Source organism: Pseudomonas fluorescens (assembly GCF_000730425.1).
GTDB classification, from domain to species: domain Bacteria; phylum Pseudomonadota; class Gammaproteobacteria; order Pseudomonadales; family Pseudomonadaceae; genus Aquipseudomonas; species Aquipseudomonas fluorescens_X.
Genome location: NZ_CP008896.1, coordinates 1244222 through 1270548 on the forward strand (window position 1 = coordinate 1244222; position 26327 = coordinate 1270548).

Consider the following 26327-nt stretch of genomic DNA (forward strand, 5'->3'; position numbering starts at 1 on the left):
GGCTCACGGCCCATACCACCGTTATCGCAGCCAGGAATTTTTCTATGCCTACCCCGCGCCATATCAGCCCCGATGACATTCGCAAAGACTTCTCCAGGGCCATGTCCGACATGTACCGCGAGGAAGTCCCGCTATATGGCGCGTTGCTACAACTGGTGGCCGACACCAATACCCGGGTGCTGGCGAGCGATACCGACCTGGCGCGACAACTGCAGCGCACCGGTGAAATCCAGCGCCTGGACATGGAGCGCCACGGCGCCATCCGCCTGGGCAGCGCTTTCGAGCTGGCAACCATCAGCCGCCTGTTTGCGGTGATGGGTATGCACCCGGTGGGTTACTACGACCTCACCCCGGCCGGCGTACCGGTGCACTCCACGGCCTTTCGCGCAGTGCATGAAAACGCCTTGCAGGCCAGCCCTTTCCGGGTGTTTACCTCGCTGCTGCGCCTGGAACTGATCGACAACCCAGAACTGCGGGCCTTTGCCGAAGCCGCCCTGGCCAAGCGTTCGATCTTCACTCCCCAGGCCCTGGCCCTGATCGAACAGGCCGAAGCCGACGGCGGCCTCACGGCCAGCGATGCCCAGGTCTTTATCCAACAAGTCCTGGAAACCTTTCGCTGGCACCACACCGCTACGGTCAGCGCGGCCCAGTACCAGCAGCTCAGCGACCAGCACCGGCTGATTGCCGACGTGGTGGCGTTCAAGGGCCCCCACATCAATCACCTGACCCCGCGCACCCTGGACATTGACCGCGTACAAGCCGACATGCCCGGCAAAGGCATCACCCCCAAGGCCGTGATCGAAGGCCCGCCCCGCCGCCAATGCCCGATCCTGCTACGCCAGACCAGCTTCAAGGCCCTCGACGAAGCCATTGCCTTTACCGATGCCCAGGGCAGCCACAGCGCAAGGTTTGGTGAAATCGAACAGCGTGGCGTGGCCCTGACGCCAAAAGGCCGGGCACTCTATGACCAGTTGCTCAACGCGACCCGGGACGAATTGGGCGCCTTCCCCAATGAGACCAATGCCCAGCGCTATAGCGAACTGCTGGAACAGCACTTCCAGGCCTTTGCGGATAATCACTGGGCCATGCGCGAGCAAGGGTTGGCGTTCTTTCGCTACTTCTTGACCGACAAGGGCCGAGCAGCCGACAAGAGCCCTCGCCCCAATCTGGACGCACTGCTTGAGGCCGGCTGCGTGGCAATCGAACCCTTGGTGTATGAGGATTTTCTGCCGGTCAGCGCGGCGGGGATTTTCCAGTCGAACCTGGGCGATGCGGCGCAGAGTCAGTACGCGGCCGACGCCAACCAGGCCGAATTTGAACGGGCCCTGGGTCGCCGGACCCTTGATGAGTTGCAGCTGTATGCAGACACCCAGCAGCGCTCGATCGACGCCTGCCTGCAGGCACTGCGTGCCTAGAAAAAGAGTTCGCCCGACACCACAACGCATTCCATGCGCAGTCAACGTGCCCCAGGGTCGGGCGAACGGTTGGGATAATAGGCAGTGGCGTGATAGCTGTCCTTTGGTCAATTCTGAACAAATATGGACGCCAGCCAGCGTTGGCTAATGCCCCCTGGTCTGCTCCAGTTGTTCGACGATTTTATCTTTGATCAACAGGCGTTTCTTCTTCAGGTTCTCCACATCATCGTCATGGGCACTTGCGGATTCAGCTTCCAGCACCTCCTTGTCGGCGACGTCATACTGGGTGAGCAATACATCCAAGCGATGGTGGCCTGCCCGACGTTGCTGAACGTCTTCCTTGCTCAACCCTAAATCCTGATAAAGATCATGTTTCACTGGCATGAAGTACCTCCGCAAGTTGTTCAATGACTGGTACACCGTGAAGCTAGCCCATCCATGGGCCTCTTGTCATGCCCAAGGTCAATTCCCCTGGGCGAGGAACGGTGCGGCTGCCGGCACGCCCACCTGATCGACCAAGCGCCGGGCATAGGGCACTACCGACTCGAAGTAGCGCCAGTCAGTACCGAGCGCACCTGCTGCGTCAAATCCTCGGGGCTGTAGGGTTTGCTCAGCAAATGAATGTCGCTGCCCAATAGATGGTCGCTGGAAAGAATGTCGCGGGTATGCCCGGAGGTGAACAGTACCGCAACCGGCGGCTGTTGCGCCTTGGCCCACTCGGCCAAGTCGGTGCTTTTGATCCGCCCAGGCATGACCACATCGGTGAAGATCAGGTCAGGCCGCAAGCCGGTGCGCAGCATCAGCATGGCGTCATCGCCGTCTTCGGCGGTGAGCACTGTGTAGCCAGACTGCTCCAGCAACTCCACCGCTGCGCCGCGCACACCTTCGTTGTCTTCCACCACCAGGATGGTTTCCCTGCCGCCTTCCTGCAGTTCCACGAGGGCCGGTGCTTCCTGGCTTTCCGGCTCAAGGCTATGGGGAAAGTACATCTGCACCACGGTGCCCTGGCCTGGCTCGCTGCTGATCTGTACATGCCCGCCACTTTGCTTGACGAAACCAAACACCATGCTCAAGCCCAGGCCGGTGCCATGACCGTCAGGCTTGGTGGTAAAGAACGGCTCGAAGACCCGCCGCAGCACCGCCGGTGGCATGCCGGCCCCGGTGTCGCTGACCGACAGGCGCACATATTCACCGGGACCAATCCCGTTGCGGCAGCCCTCCTCGGGCGACAGGCTGATGTTTTCACCGGTGATACGGATCACCCCCTCGCCCTTCATGGCATCCCGGGCATTGATCGCCAGGTTGAGCACGGCGTTTTCCAGTTGATTGCGATCGACATGAATGCACCACGGGTCTTTCGGCAATTGCACATCGATCTGGATGGTTTCCCCCAGGGCCCGCTGCAGCAACTCACCCAACCCTTCATAAATGCGCCGGGGGTTGAACACCGCCGGTGACAGTGGCTGGCGCCGGGCAAAGGCCAGCAGTTGCGAAGACAGCTTGGCACCGCGCTCGACGGCAGCCAGGGCGGCACCGACGCGCCGTTGTACCTGGAGGTTGTCCCGTTCGTGGCGGGCCAGCAGGTGCAGGTTGCCGGCAATCACTTGCAGCAGGTTATTGAAGTCATGGGCCACGCCCCCCGTCAGCCCGCCAATGGCCTCGAGCTTTTGCGACTGGCGCAACTGCTCCTCGGCAGCCGAGCGCGCCTGGACTTCGGCGGCGACGCGTTGCTCAAGGTTATGGGTGAGCTTGAGCAAGGACTCTTCTGCGATCTTGCGCACATGGATATCAATGATCACCCCAGGGAAGCGCAGCGGCTGCCCGTGCGCATCCAGCTCGCAACGCCCACTGGCCAGTACCCACAGATAGCTGGCGTCAGGGCGCCGCACGCGAAACTCGACGCTATAGGGCCCACCGGCTTCCAGTGTACGGGCAATCAGGCGGTTGACCCGCGCCAGGTCATCGGGGTGGATGACCTGGGTGGCGACGGCAATGGGGAGCCCCTGCTCCACGTCTGCCAGGGACAGGCCCAGGGTGCGGGCGAAACGCTCGTCGCCCGACAGACGATCCGGCAGCACATCCCAGACAAACGATCCCATTAGCGCCCCGGCGTTGAGGGCCAGTTGCAAGCGCTCGTCCGCCACGCGGTAAGCGCCCTCGGCTTCCTGGCGCAAACGCTCGGACAGGACATGCTCGGTGGTCTCCACCACAATCGCCAGCACCCCAGCCGGCTGCCGGTCGTCACCGGCCACCGGGCTGTAATAGAGGTCCAGCCACAAGTCTTCGGGGCAGCCATTGCGCAGCAGCATCAAGGCCTTGTTGCGATAGGACAAGGTGCCGCCAGCCAGGCAGGTGTCCATGACGTGCCGGTTGAAGTCGGCCACCTCCGGCCAGCCCTGCTCCACCGGCACACCCAACAGGAACGGGTGGCGTCCGCCGGCAAATACCGAGTAGCTGTCGTTGTAGATCATGTAGCCGGCGCGTCCCCAGAGCATCACCATCGGTACAGGCGAAGCCAGGAGCATCTGCACCGCACAGGTCAGGCTGGTGGACCAGCTGTCAATCGGGCCCAGGTCAGTGACCGACCAGTCAAAGGCGCGAATCCTTTGGGCCATTTCACCGCCCCAGCCGTCGCAGCCGTAGGTATTGGATAAAAATTGCATGGGTCAGCTCAGAGCGAAGGGAGAACAGTCGCCAATGTTGGAGCATAGCCGGACGGGATGGTTTCACTGTTATATCAACCATTGCAGGAACCGGCTTGGCGGCGATGACGCCAGCCAGAACGCCGCAGGGTGTCAGGTACCCAACGTCATCGTTAACGACCATCGCCGGCAAGCCAGCGCCTATAGGGCCCTCAGTGAAAATCCCGACTGCGCACGCTGATCCCTGCCAACAACGGTGTCAGGTCGCTCAAGCGGCCGGCGATCAGGTGGCGGACTTCGCCCACCGCCTCCCAGCGGCCATCCACCTTGAGCAAGCGTGAGCCCACCAGCACCTGGCGCTGACGCTCGGCCAGGTCGCGCCAGACCACCACGTTGAGGTTGCCAAACTCGTCTTCCAGAGTGACGAAGGTCACGCCACTGGCGGTGCCCGGGCGCTGGCGCCCGGTGACCAGGCCGGCAACGCTGACAGTGCGTCCATGCTCCACCGCCTGCAGTTCCTGTGAGCTGCGACAGCGCCGCGCACGCAGTTGATCACGCAACAACGCCAAGGGATGGGGCCCCAGGGTAGTGCCCACGCTGGCATAGTCGGCATACAGGTCCTCACCGACGCTGGGGACCGGCAGTTGCACTGTTTCTTCCTGCGGGCTCGACACCCCGGCAAACAACCCCAGTTGTTTCTCCACCCCTGCCACCTCCCAACGCGCCCGATGCCGGTGCCCGGCCAGCTGACGCAAGGCTCCGGCATCTGCCAGCAGCTCCTGGGCCCGGCAATCCAGTTGGGCACGCTCGCCCAGGTCGGCGATAGCGCAAAACTCGGCGGCCTGGCGGGCTTTTTCAATCCGTCGGGCATCTTCTTCGCGAAAGCCGCTGATCATACGCAAGCCCATGCGAATCGCCGGTTGCTGGCCATCGATGGGCTCCAGGCTGCAATCCCAGTCACTGGCAGTCACGTCCACCGGGCGAATGTGCAGGTGATGGCGGCGCGCATCCTGCAGGATCTGGTCCGGGCTATAGAAACCCATGGGCCAGCTGTTGATCAGGGCACAGGCGAACGCCGCCGGCTCATGGCATTTGAGCCAGCAGCTGGCATAGGTCAGCAAGGCAAAACTGGCCGCGTGGGACTCAGGAAAACCGTAGCTGCCAAAACCCTTGATCTGCTCGAACACCTGGGCGGCGAAGGCCTCGCTGTAGCCGTTTTTGAGCATGCCGGCACGCAGTCGCTGACGATGGGGTTCCAGGCCGCCATGGCGCTTCCAGGCTGCCATCGAGCGGCGCAACTGATCAGCTTCGCCGGGGGTGTAGTCCGCCGCGACAATGGCGATCTGCATCACTTGCTCTTGGAACAGCGGGATACCCAGGGTGCGCTTGAGTACCGCCTCCAGCCTGGGCGATGGATACGTCTCGGGTTCTTCCTTGTTTCGCCGGCGCAGGTATGGATGCACCATGCCCCCCTGGATCGGCCCGGGGCGCACGATGGCCACCTCGATCACCAGGTCATAGAACGTCTTGGGCTTGAGTCGGGGCAGCATGGACATCTGCGCCCGGGACTCGATCTGGAAGACGCCGATGGTGTCGGCACGGCTGATCATTGCGTAGGTTGCCCCATCATCGGGGGGCACCGTCGCCAGCGTCAGGTCAAGCTGACGGTGGCGACGCAGTAAATCGAAACAGCGGCGGATCGCACTGAGCATGCCGAGGGCGAGGATATCGACCTTGAGCAGGCCCACGGCGTCCAGGTCATCCTTGTCCCACTGGATGATGGTGCGCTCAGCCATGGCGGCGTTTTCCACCGGCACCAGCGTGTCCAGCGGCTGCTCGGAGATCACGAAACCACCGGGGTGCTGGGACAGGTGACGCGGGAAGCCGATCAGTTGCTGGGTCAAGCCCAGCACCCGTCGCAACACCGGGCTGTCCGGGTCGAAACCAGCCTCGCGCAAGCGCTCCAGGGGCGGCGCCTCATCGCTCCAGCGCCCGCAGCAATCGGCCAGGGCGTTGACCTGGTCCGGCGGCAGGCCCATGGCCTTGGCCACATCACGCACCGCGCCGGCACCGTGATAGCTGCTGACCACCGCAGTCAAGGCCGCGCGGCGCCGGCCATAGCGCTGGAACACGTATTGCAGCACTTCTTCGCGGCGTTCGTGCTCGAAGTCCACGTCGATGTCCGGCGGCTCGTTGCGTTCGCGGGACAGGAAGCGCTCGAACAGCATATTCATCCGGCCAGGGTCGATTTCGGTGATGCCCAGGGCAAAGCACACCGCCGAGTTGGCCGCCGAGCCACGGCCCTGGCAGAGGATCGAACGGCTGCGGGCGAAGCGCACGATGTCCTGCACTGTCAGGAAATAGCTTTCGTAGCCCAGCTCGCTGATCAACGCCAGTTCACTTTCGATCTGTTCCAGGGTCTTGGCTGACACCCCTTCGGGCCAGCGCCGGGCGATGCCCTCTTCGGTCAACGCGCGCAGCCAGGATTTTGGGCTCTGCCCTTCTGGCACCAATTCCCTGGGGTATTGATAGCGCAACTGGCTCAGGTCGAAGCTGCAGCGACGGGCAATATGCAACGACGCCTCAAGCAAGTGTGCCGGGTACAACGCATGCAGGGCCTCCAGGCTGCGCAGGTGCCGCTCGCCATTGGGGTGCAGGCGCTGGCCGGCTTGCGCCACCGGCAGGTGGTGACGGATGGCGGTCATGGTGTCCTGCAAGGCGCGCCTGCTGCGCACATGCATATGCACATCGCCACAGGCCACGGTCGGCAGACGCAGGTTGGCGGCCAGTTGCAGACGCTGCGCCAGGCGGTGGGCATCGTCCTGGGCGCAATGCAACTCTACCGCCAGCCACAGCTGTTGATTGAAGGTTTGGCACAGCCACTGGCCGTCGGCAGGTGTGTCGCCGTCCTCGGCCAGCCACAACACCAGCAATCCCGGCACCGGCTCGGCAAAGTCTTCGCGCAACAGGCGGTACTGGCCTTTTTCGGCACGACGCCGGGCCAGGGTGATCAGCCGGCACAGGTGCTGGTAGCCCTGCAGGTTCTCCACCAGCAATACCAGTTTCGGGCCGTCTTCCAGGCGCATCTCACTGCCGACAATCAACTCCAGCCCGACCTCCTTGGCCGCCTGCCAGGCCCGCACGATGCCGGCCAGGGTGCATTCGTCGGTGATTGCCAGGGCTTGATAGCCCTGCTGCCTGGCGCGCTCGAACAGCTCGCGGGCACTGGACGCGCCGCGCTGGAAGCTGAAGTTGGACAGGCAATGCAGTTCAGCGTAGCCCTCCCTCATGCAAACCAGCCCTGCAGCCACAACCCGGCGCGCTCATCCACCGTGCGATAAGCCCAGCCTTGCTGCCCGGCGCGGGTACGCACCAGGTAGTAATCACGACGGATATCCGCGCCATCCCACCAACCGGATTCGATGCGCTCCGGGCCGAGCAGGATCTGGATGCCCTGCTCGGCGAGCAAGGTCGGCTCCTTGAGCAGCCAGCCAGGACGTAGCACCGGGCTCAAGGTCGGGCAGACGCGGCTGTCGGTGCCTGGCAGCCAGGCGCACTCGGGGCGATGGTCGGCATTAAAACGCAAGCCCTGCACCGCCTCATCCCCCAGGCGCGCCCGCAGACGCTCGCGCAGTTGCAGCCAGGGCAGGGTTTGCTGCGGGCGCTCATCGAACAGGTCCTGGCGCTGGGGTACAAACACCGGCAGATCCTCGGCCAACAGGCGCAGGCCACGCACTGGGGCAGCCACTTGCACCTGCTCCAGGCGGCCACGGGCCAGTTCAAACAGCATCGAAGGTTCTCGCTCGGCACTGAGCAGGCCAACCTTGATCACGCTGTCCGGCGCCCCGGCATGCTCCAGGTGCAGGGCAAAACGCTGCACGCCACTGTCGCGGCCACAGAGGAAGGCGGCCAGATCGCCGGTCAGGCGCCGCAAGGGGAACAGCAGCGCCTGGTGGGACTGCACATCGAAATTCAATTCGATGCGCAGATCAAAACGATCCGGCGGCTGATAAAAACCCAGGGCCAGCGACCGTTGCCCGGTCAAGGCATCCAAGTGCTTGAGCAACCCCGCCTCAAACCGCCTGGCCAAGGTATGCCGGGGCAACGCCTGGACCTCGGCCAGGGTTCGCAGGCCCATGCGCGACAAGGCCATGGCGGCTTGCGGGTCGAGGCCAATGCGATCAATCGGCATCGGCCCAAGGGCTTGTTGCAGACCGTCGGCATCGGCCACGGCCAGGCCATCGTAGGCATTGACCAACACCCGTGCGGCCGCCGGGTTAGGGGCGGCAACGATACGGTGGCGAAAGCCCAGGCCAGTCAGCTCCTCGCGCAAGCGTGCTTCCAGCAGCGGCCACGGCCCGAACAGGCCCAGGCTCGATTCGATTTCAAACAGCAAGGCCCGCGGGTAGAACACACTGACCTGGGAACTGAAACCATAGGCCCAGGCCGCCAGTAGTTGCTGGCAGCGCTCGATAGCCACCGGGTCGTATTCGACGCAGGCAAAGGCCTTGGTCAGGGCCTGGGCCGCTGACAGGGATTGGCCGGGGCACAGGCCCAAGGCACGCGCGGCGGCATTGACGGCTTGCAGCACCCGCCGCTGCGGCGGGCCGGCCAACAGCGCCAACGGCTGCTCGGGCTCGGGGCGCTGACGCAGGGCCCCGTCCAACGCCAACTGCGGGAAGACAATACACACCCAGCGCATACCAACCTCAGTGCCCGCAGGCCAGGGTAATAGCCACGGGATGGGCCAGGCCACCCCGGCACTTGAGCACCCGTACCTGGCCCGGCTCGACGGCCAGGCGCAGGGCGGCTGGTGACGGATTGATCGCCTCGCCCATGGCCCGCCAGGCAAACGCCAGGGTCTGACCGGTCTCGGCGGCCACCTGCAAGCGGCGCAAGGCCCGGTCGTCCGCCTTGCGCGGCCAGCACAGCACCGCGCCGCAACTGCCGGAACGCAGGCATTGCTCCGCCGCCCACAAGGCATCGCGTTCATCGGCCTGGATCACCGAGAGCTGGCGCAGGTCCACCCCGGCGTTCTGCCAGGCGTGGGGGTATGGGATATGCGGTGGCGCCACCAGCACAATTCGCTCGCCGGCCGCCGACAGCCGCGCCAGGGTCGGCCAGACCAGTTGCAACTCGCCCACGCCCTGCTGGGCCACGAGGATTTCACTCAAGGCCGCCTCCGGCCAACCACCGCTGGGCAACACCGCATCCAGGGCCGACAGCCCGGTGGGGTGCACACTGGTCGGCGGCGCAGTCGGTCGTCCCTTCCAGACCCGCCCGCCATTGAACAGCGAGTCCAGTGCAACCACGGCGCCCATCAGCCTTGCCTCACCAGGCCACAAAACACGCCTTCGATGGCCAGGTCCTGGTCGGGACGGACCACGATAGGTTGGTAAGCAGGGTTGCGCGGCAACAAGCGGACACTGTCGCCCGCCCGCTCGAAACGCTTGATGGTGACTTCACCATCCAGGCGTGCCACCACAATCTGCCCGTTCAGCGCCTCGGCATTGCGTCGCACACCCACCAGGTCGCCGTCGAGAATGCCGTCTTCGATCATCGAGTCACCCTGCACCCGCAGCAGATAGTCCGGCACCCGGGCAAACGTCGCAGGGTCGAGCAGCAGCCGTGCATGCACGTCGGCGTCGGCGCCAATGGGCAGGCCGGCAGCCACACGACCCAGCACCGGGATTTCCAGCCATTCAGGCCGCGCCGGTTGATTGAGCAGGCGAATACCCCGGGCCTGGTTTGGGTTGACCTCGATAAACCCAGCCTCGGTCAGCGCCAGCACATGTTTGCGCGCCACACTGCGCGAGGCAAAACCGAAGGCCTCGGCGATCTCGGCGAGGCTGGGGGGCTGACCTTGCTGCGCGATACGTTCGCGGATGAAGTTCAGGATGGCGGAACGGCGGGGAGTGAGAGTCGTCATGGAGTACATTTGTACTCCTGTAGGAAATTTCTGACAATAGCCGCCAGTCAGAATCCGGCCTACCTATCGCTGGGCTGGAATCCGGATTTCGCCACCACCGCATTGCGTCTTGATGCTCTTCGGGCACCCGGTCAAGCGCAGTGTCAGCACAAAGCCGTAGCCCTTGCCCGTACACTGCTGGTCCTGCGGGTGGGTCAGGCAAAAAGTCGGCGACCAGGACAGTGACAGCACATAAAAATCAAAGTCGCCTGCCTGCCCCTGGTTGCGGGGGCGGCATCAGCCAGAGCGGTCAATACCAAGCACAGGGCGGCCCAGGCGGTTTTCCATTTCATCAAGCCAATCCTTCATTAACGTGAGCAGCCATTGTTCTAAGCGATCACCCCGACGTGCAGTCAGGTAACACGCCGCCGCATCGCAGAAAGCTCAACAGTTGCTGGCATCAAGGCTTGCGCTGCAACACCCGATCCATGATCCAGTCGGTCTTCAGGGCTTCGATCGCCAGTGCCGGATGCACACTCTCGCCGCGGATATGCGCGTTCATGCCCAGCACGTGGTGCCACTGGATATGGGCATGATGGGCAATATGCAGGGTCTGGCTGACTTCGGCCTCCAGTTGCAACGGCTGCTCGTCGAACACTGAAAACGTGATACGCCCTTGGCTGCCGATCAACTCGACCCGATCCTCGCGCCGGTCAGCCACAAAGTTCCAGCAGCCCATGCCCAGCGCGCCCGAGCTGAAGCTCCAGCACGCGGTGACGGCGTCTTCCGCCACATAGCGCCCGGCCTGGCGCGCGGTATAACCCGTGACCTCGACGATATCCCCCGCCAGGTACTGGAACAGGTCGAAACCATGGCTGGCCAGGTCGGCAAAATAGCCGCCTCCGGCAATCGCCGGATCGGTGCGCCAGTTGCTGGCCTGGGTATCCGTCGATGAGGGCGGCTTGCACAACGTCCAACTGAGGTGACGCAACTCACCGATACGCCCCTCTTGCAGCCAGGCACGCACCTGCTGGAAGCGCGGCAGGGAACGGCGGTAATACGAAACAAACAGATGCAACCCGGCCCGCTCGAAGGTGCGCTGCATCAGTGCACTCTGCTCGGCATTCAGCGACATCGGTTTTTCGACGCAGCAATGCTTGCCCGCCGCCGCCACCAGCAGGCTGTATTCCAGGTGGCTGGCCGGTGGCGTGGCGATGTACACCGCATCCACTTGCGGATCATCAATCAGCGCCTGGGCATCCGTGTAAAACCGGGCGATCCCGTGGCGTGCTGCATAATCGCGCACCGCTTCCTCGCGACGCCCCATCACGGCCACCAGGGCCGAACCCGGTGCCTTATAGAAAGCGGGTCCACTCTTGACTTCAGTAACACTGCCACAACCGATCATGCCCCAGCGGACGCTGCTCATCGGACTTTCCTTCACGGGTATTTTTTCAGCTGGGCAGTATCGGCGTTTTCCTGATCGGTCTCCAGCCTCTCCCCGTAAAGACCCAGCATGACAATTGCATTACACTTTTATGACAATCATCCAGTTGCGGGGGCACAGACGATGAAAATACGCGCAACGGTGATTTGCGAACATGAGGGGCACATTCTATTTGTGCGCAAGGCCAGATCGAAATGGGCATTGCCCGGGGGCCGGGTCGAGCGTGATGAGCGTCCGGTCGGCGCGGCCGAGCGTGAACTGCAAGAGGAAACCGGGCTGAACGTGGATGGTTTGCTGTATCTGCAAGAATTGAAGGACAGTGACACGCTGCATCACGTGTTTGAAGCCTCGGTGGTGAACATCGACCAGGCCCGGCCCTGCAATGAAATCATCGATTGCCAGTGGCATGCCTACAGTGCGTTGGAGCAGTTGGACGCCACCGACGCCACCAAGCGGATTGTCCGCTCGTTTCTGCGCAGGCTCTGACGCCTAGCCGAATGCGGCAAACCCTCGGCGCCCGGCCTTGAGTTCGGTGCGCAATTCGCCGATCAGGTTGGAGATGGCACGGACGCTGTCCAGGCCCTGGGGCGACACGCCGGTCAACAGCAGGTCCACACGCCCGGATTCGGGCTCGAAGACACGGATGGTCAAGAACCCCTGGGGGTTGACGCTACAGTCGCACGCCAGCGGAACGAAACCGGACGCCATGATGCGGCTCAACTCAACGATCGGGATCATCCTGGGCACCCTTGCTCGCACATGACGCGATGGACGTGATCCATGCAGGGTAGATCAGGTTGTGCAACGCGTGTAGCCCATCCTGCGAAAGTGTTAGCTACCCCACACTTTTGCGCAAAAGCGCTGGGACAATGGCGCCAGAAAAACCACGGCTGCCATCCAGCACTCTGGTGTAAAGGCCAAATCACAGGCAAAAAAAATCCCAAGTAGCTGATGGAAACTTGGGATTTAAAAATGCATAAACCGTGGGAGGTGAACGCCCGGTCATAATAACCACCGAGACAACTTGTAACAAGTTGATCAGCAACCTTTCGTCGGATTAAAAAAGCGCTAAGTCATTCAATAACCACATATTTTTTATGGTCCACAGTCTCTTCAGTGCCACTTTTTGGTGCAATTTTCAAACTTCTCGGATTAAGACCTCAATAACTATCAGGTTAATAAACCTCTATGAACACAGCTGATATTTTTTGTAGGGGCCGGCTTGCCGGCGAAGAACCTGAGGACAACCTGGGATACCAGACAACCCGCATTAGCGTTGACGCTTTCCGCAGGCAAGCCCCGCGCCTGCAAAAATCTATCTGCGCGCCAGTTTGTAGCGCACACACTCTTCATAAAAACTCGAACGAACCGCCGCCGGCTTGAGCCGCGACGGGCTGTCATAGGTCTGCTCGGTGATGCCCATGGCCATCATGCGCATCCAGGACTTGTCGAACGTGTAGCGCTGGATCTTCTGCCGCGCGGCATACAATGAAACGCCGGCCAACTTCAGTTCCTGGGCCCTGGCCGCCGTGCCCGCACCCCAACTGCACATGTACCGATCCCCTTCACGCAACGCCTTGCCCTGGGCCCCCGCCGCCCCGCTCGCCAGGGCCAAGGTTATCAGCGTGATTTTTACGTTGCGCATTGGCATCCCACTTAACCACCTGAAAATAAAAGTGATTTTGGCGAAACATGCGGTACATGGGGGCCAGCAAAATGCCTTCTTGGCGATCTAGTCTCCCCGCGATGGTTGCCGCCTTACCAGCGGCTGACCATAATCGCGCGCGCCTATCCCCCTCACGCAAGGAAATGCCGTGAAGAAGTTTCTTTTGTTGGCCCCGTTGGTATTACTGCTGCTGCAAGGTTGCGGCGTGACCATGACGCAATACGAACCCAATTTCGACAACGTCCAGCGCCTCAAGCAGACGCCAGCGCTGCAACCCATCAGCCAGGCCAAGGTCACTGCCGCCTCAGGCCAGGGTTCGTTGATGGTCCGGGCCAATCCGATCAGTTCGCCCACCGGCAGTATCCCGGCCCACGTGCAGGCTGCAATCACCCAGGAACTGTCCCTGGCCGGCCTGCTGAATCAAAGCGCGTCCCGGCGCCTTGACGTGCTGCTGGTGAAGAATGAGCTGACAGCTGGCGTGAGTTCCGGCCACGGCACACTGGCCGCGCGCTTTACCCTGCTCAAGGACGATGCAGTGGTGTACGACGCCACCAAGGAAGTGACCAGCGTGTGGTCCAGTTCCTTCTTCGGCCCCATTGCGATTCCGAATGCAGCGAATGCCTATAATCCGCTGGTGCGTGACTTGCTCAAGGCCTTGTACAGCGACCCACTGTTCATTCAGGCACTCAAGTAAAAACCCAGGTAAAAAAAAGGGAGCCGGTCAGCCGGCTCCCTTTTTTTGCAGCCTGAATCAGGCCCGCGGCACGCCGGCATCCAGTGCCGAGTACTTCAGGTGATTGCTCTCGACCATCTGCTTGAGCAATGCATTGACTTGGCGCGTGAAGGTATCGGCCACCGCTTCTTTTGGTGTGTAGGCCATCATCGGGATAAACCAGATACCCAACCAGGTGTTGATCGCATCATGGTTGCTGCCTTTGCTCAGCGCCTGGCCCTGTGGATCCAGCGCTTCCAGGCTCATGGTGTACTGGTCGGTACCCAGCGCCGGGATAATGGTGAAGGTGAAACCGCTGATAAAGGCCAGTGCCATCTGACCACCACCTGGTGGATGGTTGTAGACCTTCAGGCGCAGGCTGTAGTCGCCCGGCTGCTTCTGGAACTCATCCAGGGTCACCCGGCCGAACAGACCAGAATCGGTGAGGATTTTTTGCAGTTGCGGACGCAGCATGTCCCGCGCCTGGGGGACTTCGGCAGCGGCAGCGTTGGTCGGTTCGCCTTGATAGAAATCAAAGTCGACATAGACGTTCGGCTTGTTGGCGAAGCTCGCCTTCGATGGCAAGGTGACTGGCGCGACTTCGTCCTTGGTGAAGCTGGCGCAGCCACTCACTGCCAACATCATCAGGGCCAACCCCAGCATTTTTCCAATGTGCATTACGACTTCCTTAGTTGATGGAGCGTCTCCATGGCCGGAGGTGCTGGGGGCGGATAATAGAGAATCAACCGCCTCGGTAAAAGTCCGCAGTAGGAAAAACCCTCACTCGTTATCGGCGTTTACCACTGATACGTCGCACTGGCCTGCATCGCACGTAACGAGCCATGCCAGCACCATGAGCACCATGAGCACGAGTAGCATGATGCATGGGGGCTTAACGCAGGCTCCAGGAGACCCCGGCATACACGCCCATGCCATCGCCCGGGGTCGAACGCGCCATGTCAGTGCCATGGTCGTCATAGCCCGGCGTCACGGTATTGGCATAGCGCTGGTGGGTCAGGTTGCGCAGGTCGACCCAGGCTTGCCAGTCCTGTTTCGGTGCGTCATAGCCAACCGTGGCGCCCAACAAGCCATAGGCTGACGCGTAGTAGGAGTTGGCATAGTCCACCGCCACCCGCGAGGAATACTCGCCATTGAGGCTGCTGAAAAAGCCGCTGGGATGGCTGTAGCGCAACTGCGCCTGGTAATAGTGCTTGGGGATGCCGGGCAGCGTGTTGTCGCCAAACCTTGGGTCATCGCGGTAGTGGAAATTGCTGAACGTGTAGGCCTGGCGCAGGGCCAGGCGGCCGGCATTGCCACCGTCCCACAGCGGGCTGATGAGGCTCAGTTCCAGGCCTTGGTGGATGGTCGGGCTGGCGTTGGATTCGGCGACCACCTGCGAGGTCGTGGGACTCGCCGCCTGAGTCTCGACGCTAAGCAGTTCATGGCGCACCCGCGAGTGGTACAACGCCAGGTCCCATTGACCGAACCAGGCTTCGCCGCGCCCGCCCACTTCCAGGGTGGTGGCGGTCTGGTTTTGCAGCGCTACGCCCTCACGCGCCAAACCTGATGCCGGATTATTGGCCTCTTTGGGAAAAAACTTGTTGGAGCCCCAGATCATCGACCAGGCATGGGGTGGCTCCACCGAGCGGCTCAAGTTGCCATACACCTGCAACTGCGGGTTGAAGTCATAGCGCAGGCCCACGCGCGGGGCATAGTCCCAGTCGTGAGTGCTGACGGGGGCACGGGTTTCGGGATAAGTGACTTCGGTTTCACGGCGGGTGTAGATCGCCGCCAGCCCGGTGGTCAGCCACAGGTCAGGCAGCAACTCCAAGTCGTTGCTCACCTGCAACACCGTATCCGACCCCAGGTAACTGTAGTCACGGGTCTTGGTGCCGGGGGCGAAGTTGGCGGTGCTGCCGGCAGGTACCCGCACATATTCGGACGCGCCGTTATTGGGCAGGCCCTGGGTCGTGCGCAGGCCGAGCGTGGTCTTGCTGTCATGCCCCAGCAGCGTGTCCTGGCGAATATAGTTCAAGGTGCCGCTGATATCGGTGTACGCCACCTTCAACCGGTTGGTGCCCTCGCGCAGGTCCATGGGGTAGTCGTGATACACCAGGCCCGCCTCGATGCGGGCGTTATCGTCCAGTTGCAGGGTGGTCTTGTTGGCGATCCAGGTAGAACCTGGCTGCAAGCGCTTGGAATCGCGTGTCAGGTTAAGGGCATTGGCCGCGCGCGGGCTGTGCTCGATCTGCTGGCGCGTGAGTTTGCCAGGGCTGTCGTTGGCGGTCTCACGGTAGCGAAAGTAGAAACGGGTTTCCAGGTCCGGGTTGAACCGGTAGCCAAAGTTGGCCGCCATGCCCTTGCCACTGCCGGCGCTTTGTTGCTGGAAACCATCGTAGTCAGAATCAGTCAGGCTGATGTAATAGTCGGCATCGCCCAGCACTTGCCCAGAGCTGATTTCCCGCTGGGCATAACCATGGCTGCCGGCCTCATAGCGCACCCGCAACCGGGGTGCATCGTAGCCTGTGTGGGTCACATAGTTGACCGCCCCGCCCAGGGCCAGTGCGCCCCGGTCAAACCCGTTGGCGCCGCGCAACACTTCAACCCGACTGAGCCACAACGGATCCTTGAGTTCGTAGGGGGTGCCGCCAGGGCCGGTGAGTGGCAGGCCGTCGATGGTTTCATACAGGCCGGACGCATGGCTGCCAGGGCCACGGTTGAGGCCCGAGCCGCGAATGGAGATTTTCACCCCTTCATTGTTCGCTGCCTTGGCGTAGATGCCAGCCTGGTACTTGAGCACATCTTCGTTGCTGCTGACCCGCCCCTGCTCGACGCTAGCCATATCAATGAAGTTGGTCGCACCAGGCACCTGCTTGAGTTGCGCCTGGGCCACTTCGCCTTCGCTCAGTTCAGTGCTGGTGACTTGCAGCGGCGCCAACTGCAGCGCCTCCTGGGCCTGGGACAGGTGGCTGAAGGTCAGGACGGCCCCCAAGCCGAGCCAGCGCGGGGAAAGCACAAACGGAGGTTGTCGCAGGCACATGGGCCGAATCCTTGAAGAGGTCTGCGCTTGGAAGCCGCGGATGATACGCAGGTCACGTACAAACCTCGCCGATTAGGCTAATGTGCCTGACCCTGAGCGCCCCTTCACTCTTGAGGCCAAGCTTTTCATGCGTAATTTCGCCTTCGCCAGCATCTGCCTGTTCTCCTCACTCTTGCTCGGTTGCCAACAGCACCCACCCGCCAACGACCAGTTGGATGCGGTGCTCTGGACCCAGACCTCCATCGAGCACGAGTTGATCTATCGCCAGGTGTTCGCTGACGCCACCCGCCAGCTCGACGTGGCCCTGGCCGCCAAGGACTGGGACGCCCTGCCCTTTGCCCCGCGCAACCTGAACGGCCTGCCGCCGGCAGTGATCGTCGATATCGATGAAACCCTGCTGGACAACGTGCCGCTCAATGCCCGGGACATCATCAGCAACCAGGTCTACTCCTACGATCGCTGGAACACCTGGGTCAACCAGGCCAAGGCCCAGGCCCTGCCCGGCGCCGTGGCATTCTTGCAGGCTGCGCAACAACGCGGGATCACGGTGTATTACCTGACCAACCGCGAACACAGTCAGGTCCAGGCCACCGTCGACAACCTGCGCCTGCGCGGCTTCCCAGTGCAGAACAACGAACAAGTGCTCGCGGCCGCCACCCCGACCGGCCACTGCGAGCAGGCCGGCTACGGCAAGAACTGCCGACGCCAGTGGGTCGCCAGCCAGGCGCGGGTACTGTTGATGGTCGGTGACTCCCTGGGGGATTTCGTCCAGGCCGGGCAGAACACCCTGGCCGCTCAACGCCGGGCGGTCGAGCCCTATGTGGGCTGGTTCGGCCAACGCTGGTTCCTGCTACCCAATCCGACCTACGGCAACTGGTACAGCGCACCCTATGGCGACCGCGAAGACATTCCATTTGAGCAGAAGCGCTTTTTCAAGCGTGAGGCCCTTCAATTACAGCAATAACCCGCTGTATGTAGGAGCCGGCTTGTAACGGCGATGGCGGCCCTGAGCACGCCATCGCCGGCAAGCCGGCTCCTACATGGCCTGGCGATACTGACGCGGCGTAAAGCCGGTCAGCGCCTTGAACTGCCGGGTGAATGCGCTGTGGTCGGTGTAGCCGCATTGCAGGGCCACTTCGGTGATGGGCAGTTCGGTGTGCAGCAGCCGATGGGCATGCTCCAGGCGTACTTTCTGGATCATCTGCCGAGGTGTCAGGTGGAACACGCGCTTGCAGTAGCGCTCCAGTTGCGCCACTGAAATACCGGCGATGCGCGTCAGCTCACCGAGGGTCACGCGCTGGTTGAAGTGGGCGCGGATGTGTTCGTCCACCGCCGCCAAGCGCTGATACGCCGGGTGGGTCTGGCTGGCAGATTGCAGATCGACCGAGATGCCTGCCAGGCCGATGATCGCACCTTCGCGGTTATACAACGGCCACTTGTGGGTCAGGCACCAGCCGGGTTCGCGGCTGCCGTACAGGTGCAACTCCAGTTGGTCCTCCAGCACCAGGCCCTGTTCCAGCACACGCCGATCCTGTTCGGTATAGCCGGGCCCCAACTGCGCGGGAAACACCTCGGCGCTGGTCTTGCCCAGTAAGGGCCGCAGGTCTTTCAAGGCGCAACGCTGCACCAGGGTGCGGTTGGCCATGACGTAGCGCGCCTGCACATCCTTGATAAACATCGTCGCATTGGGAATCACATCGAGCATCGGCAACAACATGGCCACGCCCGCCAGCAGGTGTTCGAGGCTGTGTGGCCGCTGCTCGCTGCCTTGGCAAAGGGTCGCAAACGCGTTGTGCATCATGCCGCTCACCGCCTCGTTTATAGCGTTGCCGGGCCAGCAGATTGCCCGATGGCCATGGCCCTGTCGAGCGCTGCTGTGCACCGGGCAATTGTGCTGAATTCGTCATCGATAGCGGCGCAAAACATCAATCGCCAACGGGCCGATGGGTTCACTGTAGCGCCACTGCATGCCTATCCAATAACCCACAAGAAGGCGCCGCTATGTCAGCCCAAGGCAAGTTCAAGAAACAGCTGTCTCTGATCGACCTCACCTTTATCGGACTGGGAGCCATCTTCGGTTCCGGTTGGTTGTTTGCCGCCAGCCACGTGTCGTCCATCGCAGGTCCTGCCGGGATTTTTTCCTGGTTGCTCGGCGGTTTTGCCGTGCTGCTGTTGGGCATTGTGTATTGCGAATTGGGTGCGGCCCTGCCCCGTGCCGGCGGCGTGGTGCGCTACCCGGTGTATTCCCACGGCCCGTTGCTCGGCTACCTGATGGGCTTTATCACGCTGATCGCGTTTTCCAGCCTGGTAGCGATTGAAGTGGTCGCCTCAAGGCAATACGCCGCCGCCTGGTTTCCCGAGTTGACCAAGGTTGGCTCCAGCGACCCCACCCCCCTCGGTTGGTTGGTGCAGTTCGGCCTGCTCTGCCTGTTTTTCGTGCTCAACTACCGCAGCGTCAAGACCTTCGCCATCGCCAATAACCTGGTCAGCATCTTCAAGTTCATCGTGCCACTGCTGGTGATCGGCGTGCTGTTCACCTTCTTCAAACCGGCCAACTTTCACTCCCAGGGATTCGCACCGTTCGGCCTGTCGGGGATTGAAATGGCGGTGTCCGCCGGTGGGGTGATTTTTGCCTATCTGGGGCTGACCCCGATCATCTCGGTGGCCAGCGAAGTGAAGAACCCGCAACGCACCATTCCCATTGCCCTGATCCTTTCGGTACTGCTGTCCACGGCGATTTACGTGCTGCTGCAGGTGGCATTCCTAGGCGGCGTGCCCACCGAAATGCTCGCCAACGGCTGGGCAGGCATCAGCCAGGAACTGGCCCTGCCCTACCGTGATATCGCCCTGGCTCTGGGGGTGGGTTGGCTGGCCTATCTGGTGGTGGCTGACGCGGTGATCTCCCCCAGCGGCTGCGGCAATATCTATATGAACGCCACGCCGCGGGTGATCTATGGCTGGGCGCAGACTGGCACCTTCTTCAAGATTTTTACGCGTATCGATGAGAAGTCCGGCATCCCGCGCCCGGCACTGTGGCTGACCTTTGGCTTGTCGGTGTTCTGGACGCTGCCGTTCCCGTCCTGGGAGGCGCTGATCAATGTGGTGTCTGCCGCCCTGGTCTTGAGCTACGCCGTGGCCCCGGTGTGCGTTGCCGCACTGCGGCGCAATGCGCCGGACATGCCGCGCCCGTTCCGGGTCAAGGGGATGAATGTGCTGGGCCCACTGTCGTTCATCATCGCCGCGCTGATCGTTTACTGGTCGGGCTGGAACACCGTGTCCTGGCTGCTTGGCCTGCAAATCGTGATGTTTGTGGTGTACCTGCTGTGCCGTCGCCTGGTGCCGACCCAACGCCTGAGCATCGCCCGGCAAGTGCGCTCCAGCGCATGGCTGATCGGCTTCTACGCGCTAACCATGGTGCTGTCCAAACTCGGCAGCTTTGGTGGGCTGGGCGTGCTTAGCCATCCCTTCGACACCCTGGTCGTCGCCGCCTGCGCGCTGGGCATCTACTACTGGGGCGCGGCCACCGGCGTGCCGGCGCACCTGGTGCAACTGGAACATGAAGACGACGAAAGCGAAGCCGTGCTGCCCACTGCCGGCATGCAGCCGGCCAACGCATGACTGGCCAATCACCAAGGAATAGCTGGATGAAACGACTGCACGTGATTGATTCCCACACCGGCGGCGAACCCACGCGCCTGATCATGAATGGCTTCCCCACCCTTACCGGCCAGACCATCGCCGAGCAACTCGACAGCCTGCGCACCGAACATGATCAATGGCGCCGCGCTTGTCTGCTGGAGCCCCGTGGCAACGATGTACTGGTCGGTGCGCTGTACTGCGAGCCGGTCTCGCCGGGCGCCACTTGTGGCGTGATTTTCTTCAACAATGCCGGCTACCTCGGCATGTGTGGCCACGGCACCATCGGCCTGGTCGCCTCGTTGCACTACCTGGGGCACATCGCACCCGGGGAGCACCGCATCGACACACCGGTGGGCCCGGTCAGCGCCACCTTGCATGCGGACGGCGCAGTGACCCTGCGCAATGTGCCTGCCTATCGCTATCGCCAGCAGGTGCCGGTGGAAGTACCGGGCCATGGCCGCGTGTATGGCGATATCGCCTGGGGTGGCAATTGGTTTTTCCTGGTGTCCGAGCACGGCCAGGGCTTGCACATGGCCAATGTCGATGCCCTCACCGACTTCACCTGGGCGATGCTCAAGGCCCTCCAAGCCCAAGGCATCCATGGCGAAGACGGCGCGTTGATCGACCATATCGAACTGTTCGCCGATGACGACCAGGCCGACAGCCGCAATTTCGTCATGTGCCCTGGCAAGGCCTACGACCGATCGCCCTGCGGCACCGGCACCAGCGCCAAGCTGGCGTGCCTGGCCGCCGATGGAAAACTCAAGGCCGGGGAGCCGTGGAGACAAGCCAGCATCACCGCCAGCCAATTCGAAGGCCGCTTTGAGTGGGAGGGCGAACGCATCCGCCCCTTCATCACCGGCCGCGCCTACATGACCGCCGACAGCACCTTGTTGATCGACGAACAGGACCCTTTCGCCTGGGGCATTTAAGCACCCGGTCGCTTTAAAACAGACCCTTCCAAGGAGATAAAACAATGAGCGATAACATCTTCACCGGCTGCATCCCGGCCCTGATGACCCCGTGCACTGCCGAGCGCCAGCCGGACTTCGACGCCCTGGTTGCCAAGGGCCGCGAGCTGATCGAGATCGGCATGAGCGCCGTGGTGTATTGCGGCTCCATGGGCGACTGGCCGCTGCTCACCGAAGCCCAGCGCCAGGAAGGCGTGGCCCGCCTGGTAGCGGCGGGTATCCCGACCATCGTCGGCACCGGCGCGGTCAACAGCCGTGAAGCCGTTTCCCATGCGGCGCATGCGGCCAAGGTCGGCGTCCATGGCTTGATGGTCATCCCGCGGGTGCTGTCCCGTGGTGCCTCGGCCACCGCACAAAAGGCCCACTTCGCGGCAATCCTCAGCGCTGCGCCAAACCTGCCGGCGGTGATCTACAACAGCCCCTACTACGGCTTTGCCACCCGCGCCGACCTGTTCTTTGAACTGCGCCGCGAGTACCCGAACCTGATCGGCTTCAAGGAATTCGGCGGTGGCGCCGACCTGCGCTACGCGGCCGAACACATCACCTCCAAGGACGATGACGTGACCCTGATGGTGGGTGTGGATACCCAAGTGGTGCACGGTTTTGTCAACTGCAGCGCCACCGGTGCCATCACCGGCATCGGCAACGCCCTGCCACGGGAAGTCCTGCAACTGGTGGCCTTGAGCAAGAAAGCCGCCAAGGGCGATGCCAAAGCCCGGCGCCAGGCCCGCGAGCTGGAAGCGGCGCTGGCGGTGCTGTCGTCCTTCGATGAAGGCTGCGACCTGGTGCTCTATTACAAGCACTTGATGGTGCTCAATGGCGACCTGGAGTACCGCCTGCACTTCAACCAAAGCGATGTACTCAGCGATGCCCAGCGCCGGTATGCCGAGAACCAGTACGCGCTGTTCCGCCAGTGGTACGCCAACTGGTCGGCAGAACAGAACATCGACTGACTGCCCGTACGCCGCTGTTGCACAGCGGCGTTTCTTCTTTTTTCAGGAACAGGCCATGACTCTGACAGGCAATATGCTGATCGGTCAGCACTCCATTCCCGGCACCCGCGCCGCCCTCCACGCCATCAACCCGGCAACCCAGGCTGCGCTGGAGCCGGCCTATCACGGCGGTTCCACCGAACAGGTGGCCCAGGCCTGCGCGCTGGCGTGGTCAGCCTTCGATCGCTACCGCGAAACGTCCCTGGCGGCGCGTGCTGAATGTCTCGACACCATCGCCGATGAAATAGAAGCCCTGGGCGATGAACTGATCGAACGGGCGGTGGCTGAAACCGGCTTGCCCCAGGCGCGAATCCAGGGCGAACGGGGCCGTACCTGCCAGCAACTGCGCGCGTTCGCCCGGACCGTGCGCGCCGGCGAGTGGCTGGATGTGCGGGTCGACACCGCACAACCCGAACGCCAGCCCCTGCCCCGTGCCGACCTGCGCCAACGCCAGGTGCCGCTGGGGCCGGTGGCGGTATTCGGCGCCAGCAACTTCCCGCTGGCCTTTTCGGTGGCAGGCGGTGATACCGCTTCGGCACTCGCCGCCGGTTGCCCGGTGATCGTCAAAGCCCACGGCGCCCACCCCGGCACCAGCGAACTGGTGGGCCGTGCGCTGGCCCGTGCAGTCAAGCAATGTGGCCTGCCCGAAGGCGTGTTCTCCCTGCTGTACGGCGCTGACCATGAAGTGGGGATGGCCCTGGTCAGCGACCCACGGATCAAGGCCGTGGGGTTTACCGGCTCGCGAAGTGGCGGCATCGCCTTGTGCCAGGCGGCCCAGGCACGCCCGGTGCCCATCCCGGTGTATGCAGAAATGAGTTCGATCAATCCGGTGTACCTGTTCCCTGCCGCCCTCAAGGCGCGCAGCGAGGCGTTGGCGCAAGGCTTTGTCGCCTCACTGACCCAGGGCGCCGGGCAGTTCTGCACCAACCCCGGCCTGGTGATTGCGGTGCAAGGCGCGCCGCTTGCGCAGTTTGTCAGCATCGCCAGCAACCTCCTGCAACGCAGCCCGGCGCAGACCATGCTCACCCCGGGCATCTTCCAGGCCTATCAGGCGGGCATCGGCGCTCTGGCCGAGCATGCCCATTGCCTAGCCAGCGGGTTGGCGGCGCAAGGCCCGAACCAATGCCAGGCCCAGCTGTTTGCTACCCACGCGCAAGACTTCCTCGCCAACCCACATCTACAGGCCGAAGTCTTCGGCGCCGCCTCGTTGCTGGTGCAATGCGCCGACAACGAGCAAGTGCGCCAAGTGACCGAACACCTCGAAGGCCAACTGACCGCAACCCTGCACCTGGATGAGGGCGACCTGGGGCACGCACAGGCATTGCTGCCGGCCCTTGAACGCAAGGCTGGCCGGCTGCTGGTCAATGGCTGGCCGACTGGGGTGGAGGTGTGTGACGCCATGGTGCATGGCGGGCCGTTCCCGGCCACCTCGGACTCACGCTCGACCTCAGTCGGTACCGCTGCGATCCTGCGCTTCCTGCGCCCGGTGTGTTACCAGGACTTCCCCGACAGCCTGCTGCCCGCGGCCTTGAAACAGGCTAATCCCTTGCAGTTGCGGCGTTTGCTCGACGGCCAGAGAGAAGCCTGACCATGCCCGACAACCGTCAACCCGACATCGACATTGCCGTGGTCGGCGCCGGCATCATCGGCGTCGCCTGCGCCCTGCAACTCGCCCGCCAGGGCCGCCGCGTGGTGGTCATCGACCAGCAGGAACCGGGCATGGGCGCCTCGTTCGGCAACGCCGGGCATTTGGCGACCGAGCAAGTGTTCCCTATCGCCGACCTGTCGATCCTGACGCGCCTGCCCGCCATGCTGCTGGACCCGATGGGGCCGCTGCGCCTGGACTGGAAATACTTGCCCCGTGCCCTGCCCTGGTTTACCCGCCTGTTGCTGAACCTGCGACCGACCGCCTACCAGCGCACGGTCGCCGGTATCCGCGCACTCAATGAAAGCAGCCTGGACGCCTGGCAGCGTTTGCTGGCGAGCATCTCCCGGCCACAACTGATGCGCGAAGACGGTTCGTTGCTGGTGTTTGAACGCACCGAATCGCGCCAGGCAATTGAAGGGTTGAAAGCACGCATGGCCCAGCAACAGGTACCGGTGGACTTATGGTCGGCGGACGCCGTACAGCAGGCTGCACCACAATTAAGCGAACGGATCCAGGGTGGCCTGTTCTTTCCCCGGACCGGGCACTTCCTCGATCCCTATCGCGTGGTCTGCGAATTGGTCGAAGCCGCCAAGGCCTGCGGCGTGACATTCCTCAAGCAGCAGGTTCGAAATGGCCAGCTTCAGGCCCAGGGTGTTGCACTGCGCACCGACCAGGGCCACGTGAGCGCCCGCCAGGTCTTGATCGCCTGCGGCGCGCACTCGGCAACACTCACCCAGGCGCTGACCGGTAAAAAGGTGCCACTGGACACCGAGCGCGGCTATCACCTGATGCTGCCCCACGAGCAAGGCCGCTTGCCCTTCGCCGTCACCTCACTGGAGCGCAAGTTCATCATGACGCCCATGGCCGATGGGCTGCGGCTGGCCGGCACCGTGGAGTTCGCCGGCCTCGACCGGCCACCGGACATGGAGCGCGCCTGGCAGTTGCACCGCCTGAGCCAAGGCTTGCTGCGGCACGAACTGAGCGTTGCCGATGCCACACCGTGGATGGGCTTTCGGCCATCGTTGCCGGATTCGTTGCCGATCATCGACCGAGTGTGTGACGGTAAGGTGTTGCTGGCTTTCGGTCATCAACACCTGGGCCTGACCCAGGCAGCTGTCACCGCCGAACTTATCGCGCAGCAGGTATCGCCGGTCGACAGGCCCCACCCCAAAGGCTTGCCGGCATTGGAGGCCTATCGGCTGGATCGTTTCTGGTAGGCGCTGGCTTGCCAGCGATCGCGGTGGAACAGTGGCCTGCGATCTCACCGCCTCGCCGAAGCTCGAATGCACTTGGTCAACCTGCGCTGTGGTTCAATACGGTTTTGGCGCGTCCCTTCACAACCCTTTGAGGACTACGGATGTCTCTGATTTCGGAACGTGTGGCACTGGCGCGCAGAGGCGCCAACGATAAGGTTATTTGCAAGATGCCCTCTGGTTGGGCGGTGATGGGCGATGTGCAGTTCCTGCCCGGCTACTGTCTGCTGCTGCCTGATCCGGTGGTGCCGAGCCTCAACGACCTGGATCTCCAGGCCAGGACCACCTACCTGCTGGACATGGCCCGCCTCGGCGATGCCGTGTTGCAGGCCACCGATGCCCTGCGGATGAATTACGAAATCCTTGGCAATTCAGAGCCGCAGTTGCACTGCCACATCTTCCCGCGCTACGCCTCGGAAGCCGAGCAATACCGCAAGATGCCGGTGTGGTTCTACGACTGGAAAAACGCCACACCCTACACCGAGGATGCCCATGGCGCGTTACGGCTGGAAATTGCGCGGCGGCTGAACGCGTAAGGGGACACTTGGGCCGTGCTCCTGTTCAGGCCACGATTCCTCATGGGTGACTCTGCTATGGTGTCGCCCATCCCAGCGCATCGGAAGCCAAGCAATGGATTTATGGAAAGTTTTCGCGCTCTGCCTACTGACGTCGATCAGCCCCCATACACTGGCCGGGGAACCCGAGAAACCGGGCGACCGCGCCATGTACTGGACCACGGTCGGGCCTACGCTTTTCAGCACCATCGCCACTGAACTCACGACCCACCCCGGCAACTTCTTTGCTCCGGCCAAGTCGGATGCCCTGGCCTTTATTGGCTCGGAGGGGCAGATACGGGGCGCGCAATTTGAACAGGCGGTGCGTTACTACCATGGGGCGTACCGCCCGCCGTTTATGTCCGACGGGCAGTTGGCCCTGGCGATTGCGACGGCTTACTGATCATCGCCCGGCCGGTACCGATGGGCTTGAGCGCTCC

General features: G+C 62.7%; 23 protein-coding genes and 1 pseudogene. 11 read left to right on the forward strand and 13 right to left on the reverse strand.

All coding sequences use genetic code 11. From position 1 onward, the window contains the following. Positions 1 to 44: 44 nt before the first annotated feature. Positions 45 to 1415, forward strand: coding sequence for a VOC family protein (locus HZ99_RS05150; RefSeq protein ID WP_038441686.1), 1371 nt, complete (start codon positions 45 to 47; stop codon positions 1413 to 1415). 144 nt (positions 1416 to 1559) lie between these two features. Here HZ99_RS05150 and HZ99_RS05155 read toward each other — a convergent pair whose 3' ends face one another. From HZ99_RS05155 to HZ99_RS05185, 8 genes and pseudogenes are all read right to left on the reverse strand, one after another. After that, complete coding sequence (locus tag HZ99_RS05155; protein WP_038441687.1) at positions 1560 to 1799, reverse strand: DUF465 domain-containing protein; 240 nt, start codon at positions 1797 to 1799, stop codon at positions 1560 to 1562. 152 nt (positions 1800 to 1951) lie between these two features. Continuing rightward, positions 1952 to 4078 (reverse strand): hybrid sensor histidine kinase/response regulator, encoded by a 2127-nt coding sequence (locus HZ99_RS05160; RefSeq protein WP_038441688.1) that lies wholly within the window; start codon positions 4076 to 4078, stop codon positions 1952 to 1954. A gap of 191 nt (positions 4079 to 4269) precedes the next feature. Beyond that, complete coding sequence (locus HZ99_RS05165; protein WP_200876630.1) at positions 4270 to 7368, reverse strand: error-prone DNA polymerase; 3099 nt, start codon at positions 7366 to 7368, stop codon at positions 4270 to 4272. Beyond that, positions 7344 to 8759, reverse strand: coding sequence for a Y-family DNA polymerase (locus HZ99_RS05170; RefSeq protein WP_038441690.1), 1416 nt, complete (start codon positions 8757 to 8759; stop codon positions 7344 to 7346). Before HZ99_RS05170 ends, HZ99_RS05165 begins: the two co-directional genes overlap by 25 nt. 7 nt (positions 8760 to 8766) lie before the next feature. Continuing rightward, positions 8767 to 9378, reverse strand: a complete 612-nt coding sequence (gene imuA, locus HZ99_RS05175) for a translesion DNA synthesis-associated protein ImuA (protein ID WP_038441691.1) — start codon at positions 9376 to 9378, stop codon at positions 8767 to 8769. Next, a complete protein-coding gene (gene lexA, locus HZ99_RS05180) occupies positions 9378 to 9995 on the reverse strand; it encodes a transcriptional repressor LexA (RefSeq protein WP_038441692.1) in 618 nt (205 codons plus the stop codon). Before lexA ends, imuA begins: the two co-directional genes overlap by 1 nt. A gap of 135 nt (positions 9996 to 10130) precedes the next feature. After that, positions 10131 to 10318, reverse strand: a pseudogene (locus HZ99_RS29140) (ribonuclease); the annotation flags it as partial. A 107-nt stretch (positions 10319 to 10425) separates the two neighbouring features. After that, positions 10426 to 11394 (reverse strand): Gfo/Idh/MocA family protein, encoded by a 969-nt coding sequence (locus tag HZ99_RS05185; RefSeq protein WP_038441693.1) that lies wholly within the window; start codon positions 11392 to 11394, stop codon positions 10426 to 10428. 141 nt (positions 11395 to 11535) lie between these two features. Here HZ99_RS05185 and HZ99_RS05190 point away from each other — a divergent pair, with 141 nt between their 5' ends. Beyond that, a complete protein-coding gene (locus tag HZ99_RS05190; RefSeq protein WP_038441694.1) occupies positions 11536 to 11898 on the forward strand; it encodes an NUDIX hydrolase in 363 nt (120 codons plus the stop codon). Positions 11899 to 11901: 3 nt separating this feature from the next. On the opposite strand, the gene HZ99_RS05195 is transcribed toward HZ99_RS05190, so the two are convergent. Then, a complete protein-coding gene (locus HZ99_RS05195) occupies positions 11902 to 12150 on the reverse strand; it encodes a DUF1652 domain-containing protein (protein ID WP_038441695.1) in 249 nt (82 codons plus the stop codon). A 577-nt stretch (positions 12151 to 12727) separates the two neighbouring features. After that, entirely contained in the window at positions 12728 to 13057 is a 330-nt protein-coding gene (locus HZ99_RS05200) for a hypothetical protein (protein ID WP_038447932.1), read from the reverse strand. A gap of 169 nt (positions 13058 to 13226) precedes the next feature. Between HZ99_RS05200 and HZ99_RS05205 the strand changes: the two genes are divergently transcribed. Next, positions 13227 to 13772, forward strand: a complete 546-nt coding sequence (locus HZ99_RS05205; RefSeq protein WP_038441696.1) for a hypothetical protein — start codon at positions 13227 to 13229, stop codon at positions 13770 to 13772. Positions 13773 to 13829: 57 nt separating this feature from the next. Here the strand turns inward: HZ99_RS05205 and HZ99_RS05210 are convergent, their stop codons facing one another. Next, the gene (locus HZ99_RS05210) at positions 13830 to 14468 is read right to left on the reverse strand and encodes a hypothetical protein (protein WP_038441697.1); all 639 of its coding nucleotides are present in this window, start codon (positions 14466 to 14468) and stop codon (positions 13830 to 13832) included. Positions 14469 to 14682: 214 nt separating this feature from the next. Next, complete coding sequence (locus tag HZ99_RS05215; protein ID WP_038441698.1) at positions 14683 to 16830, reverse strand: TonB-dependent receptor family protein; 2148 nt, start codon at positions 16828 to 16830, stop codon at positions 14683 to 14685. Positions 16831 to 16957: 127 nt separating this feature from the next. Between HZ99_RS05215 and HZ99_RS05220 the strand changes: the two genes are divergently transcribed. Beyond that, positions 16958 to 17794, forward strand: coding sequence for a 5'-nucleotidase, lipoprotein e(P4) family (locus tag HZ99_RS05220; protein WP_038441699.1), 837 nt, complete (start codon positions 16958 to 16960; stop codon positions 17792 to 17794). A 72-nt stretch (positions 17795 to 17866) separates the two neighbouring features. On the opposite strand, the gene HZ99_RS05225 is transcribed toward HZ99_RS05220, so the two are convergent. Next, positions 17867 to 18631, reverse strand: coding sequence for an AraC family transcriptional regulator (locus HZ99_RS05225; RefSeq protein WP_181883220.1), 765 nt, complete (start codon positions 18629 to 18631; stop codon positions 17867 to 17869). Between the two features lie 200 nt (positions 18632 to 18831). Here HZ99_RS05225 and HZ99_RS05230 point away from each other — a divergent pair, with 200 nt between their 5' ends. The 7 genes from HZ99_RS05230 (at position 18832) to HZ99_RS05260 (ending at position 26290) form a co-directional block, all read left to right on the forward strand. After that, positions 18832 to 20448, forward strand: a complete 1617-nt coding sequence (locus tag HZ99_RS05230; protein WP_038441700.1) for an APC family permease — start codon at positions 18832 to 18834, stop codon at positions 20446 to 20448. A gap of 26 nt (positions 20449 to 20474) precedes the next feature. Beyond that, positions 20475 to 21401, forward strand: coding sequence for a 4-hydroxyproline epimerase (locus HZ99_RS05235; RefSeq protein ID WP_038441701.1), 927 nt, complete (start codon positions 20475 to 20477; stop codon positions 21399 to 21401). 44 nt (positions 21402 to 21445) lie between these two features. After that, complete coding sequence (locus HZ99_RS05240; RefSeq protein ID WP_038441702.1) at positions 21446 to 22393, forward strand: dihydrodipicolinate synthase family protein; 948 nt, start codon at positions 21446 to 21448, stop codon at positions 22391 to 22393. A 55-nt stretch (positions 22394 to 22448) separates the two neighbouring features. Then, positions 22449 to 24020 carry an aldehyde dehydrogenase (NADP(+)) gene (locus tag HZ99_RS05245; RefSeq protein WP_038441703.1) on the forward strand — a complete coding sequence of 524 codons (1572 nt, stop codon included), beginning with the start codon at positions 22449 to 22451 and terminating at the stop codon, positions 24018 to 24020. Positions 24021 to 24022: 2 nt separating this feature from the next. Next, complete coding sequence (locus HZ99_RS05250; protein ID WP_038441704.1) at positions 24023 to 25297, forward strand: NAD(P)/FAD-dependent oxidoreductase; 1275 nt, start codon at positions 24023 to 24025, stop codon at positions 25295 to 25297. Positions 25298 to 25437: 140 nt separating this feature from the next. Further along, complete coding sequence (locus tag HZ99_RS05255) at positions 25438 to 25869, forward strand: HIT family protein (RefSeq protein WP_038441705.1); 432 nt, start codon at positions 25438 to 25440, stop codon at positions 25867 to 25869. Positions 25870 to 25963: 94 nt separating this feature from the next. Beyond that, complete coding sequence (locus tag HZ99_RS05260) at positions 25964 to 26290, forward strand: DUF2388 domain-containing protein (RefSeq protein ID WP_038441706.1); 327 nt, start codon at positions 25964 to 25966, stop codon at positions 26288 to 26290. The last annotated feature ends 37 nt before the right edge of the window (positions 26291 to 26327 follow it).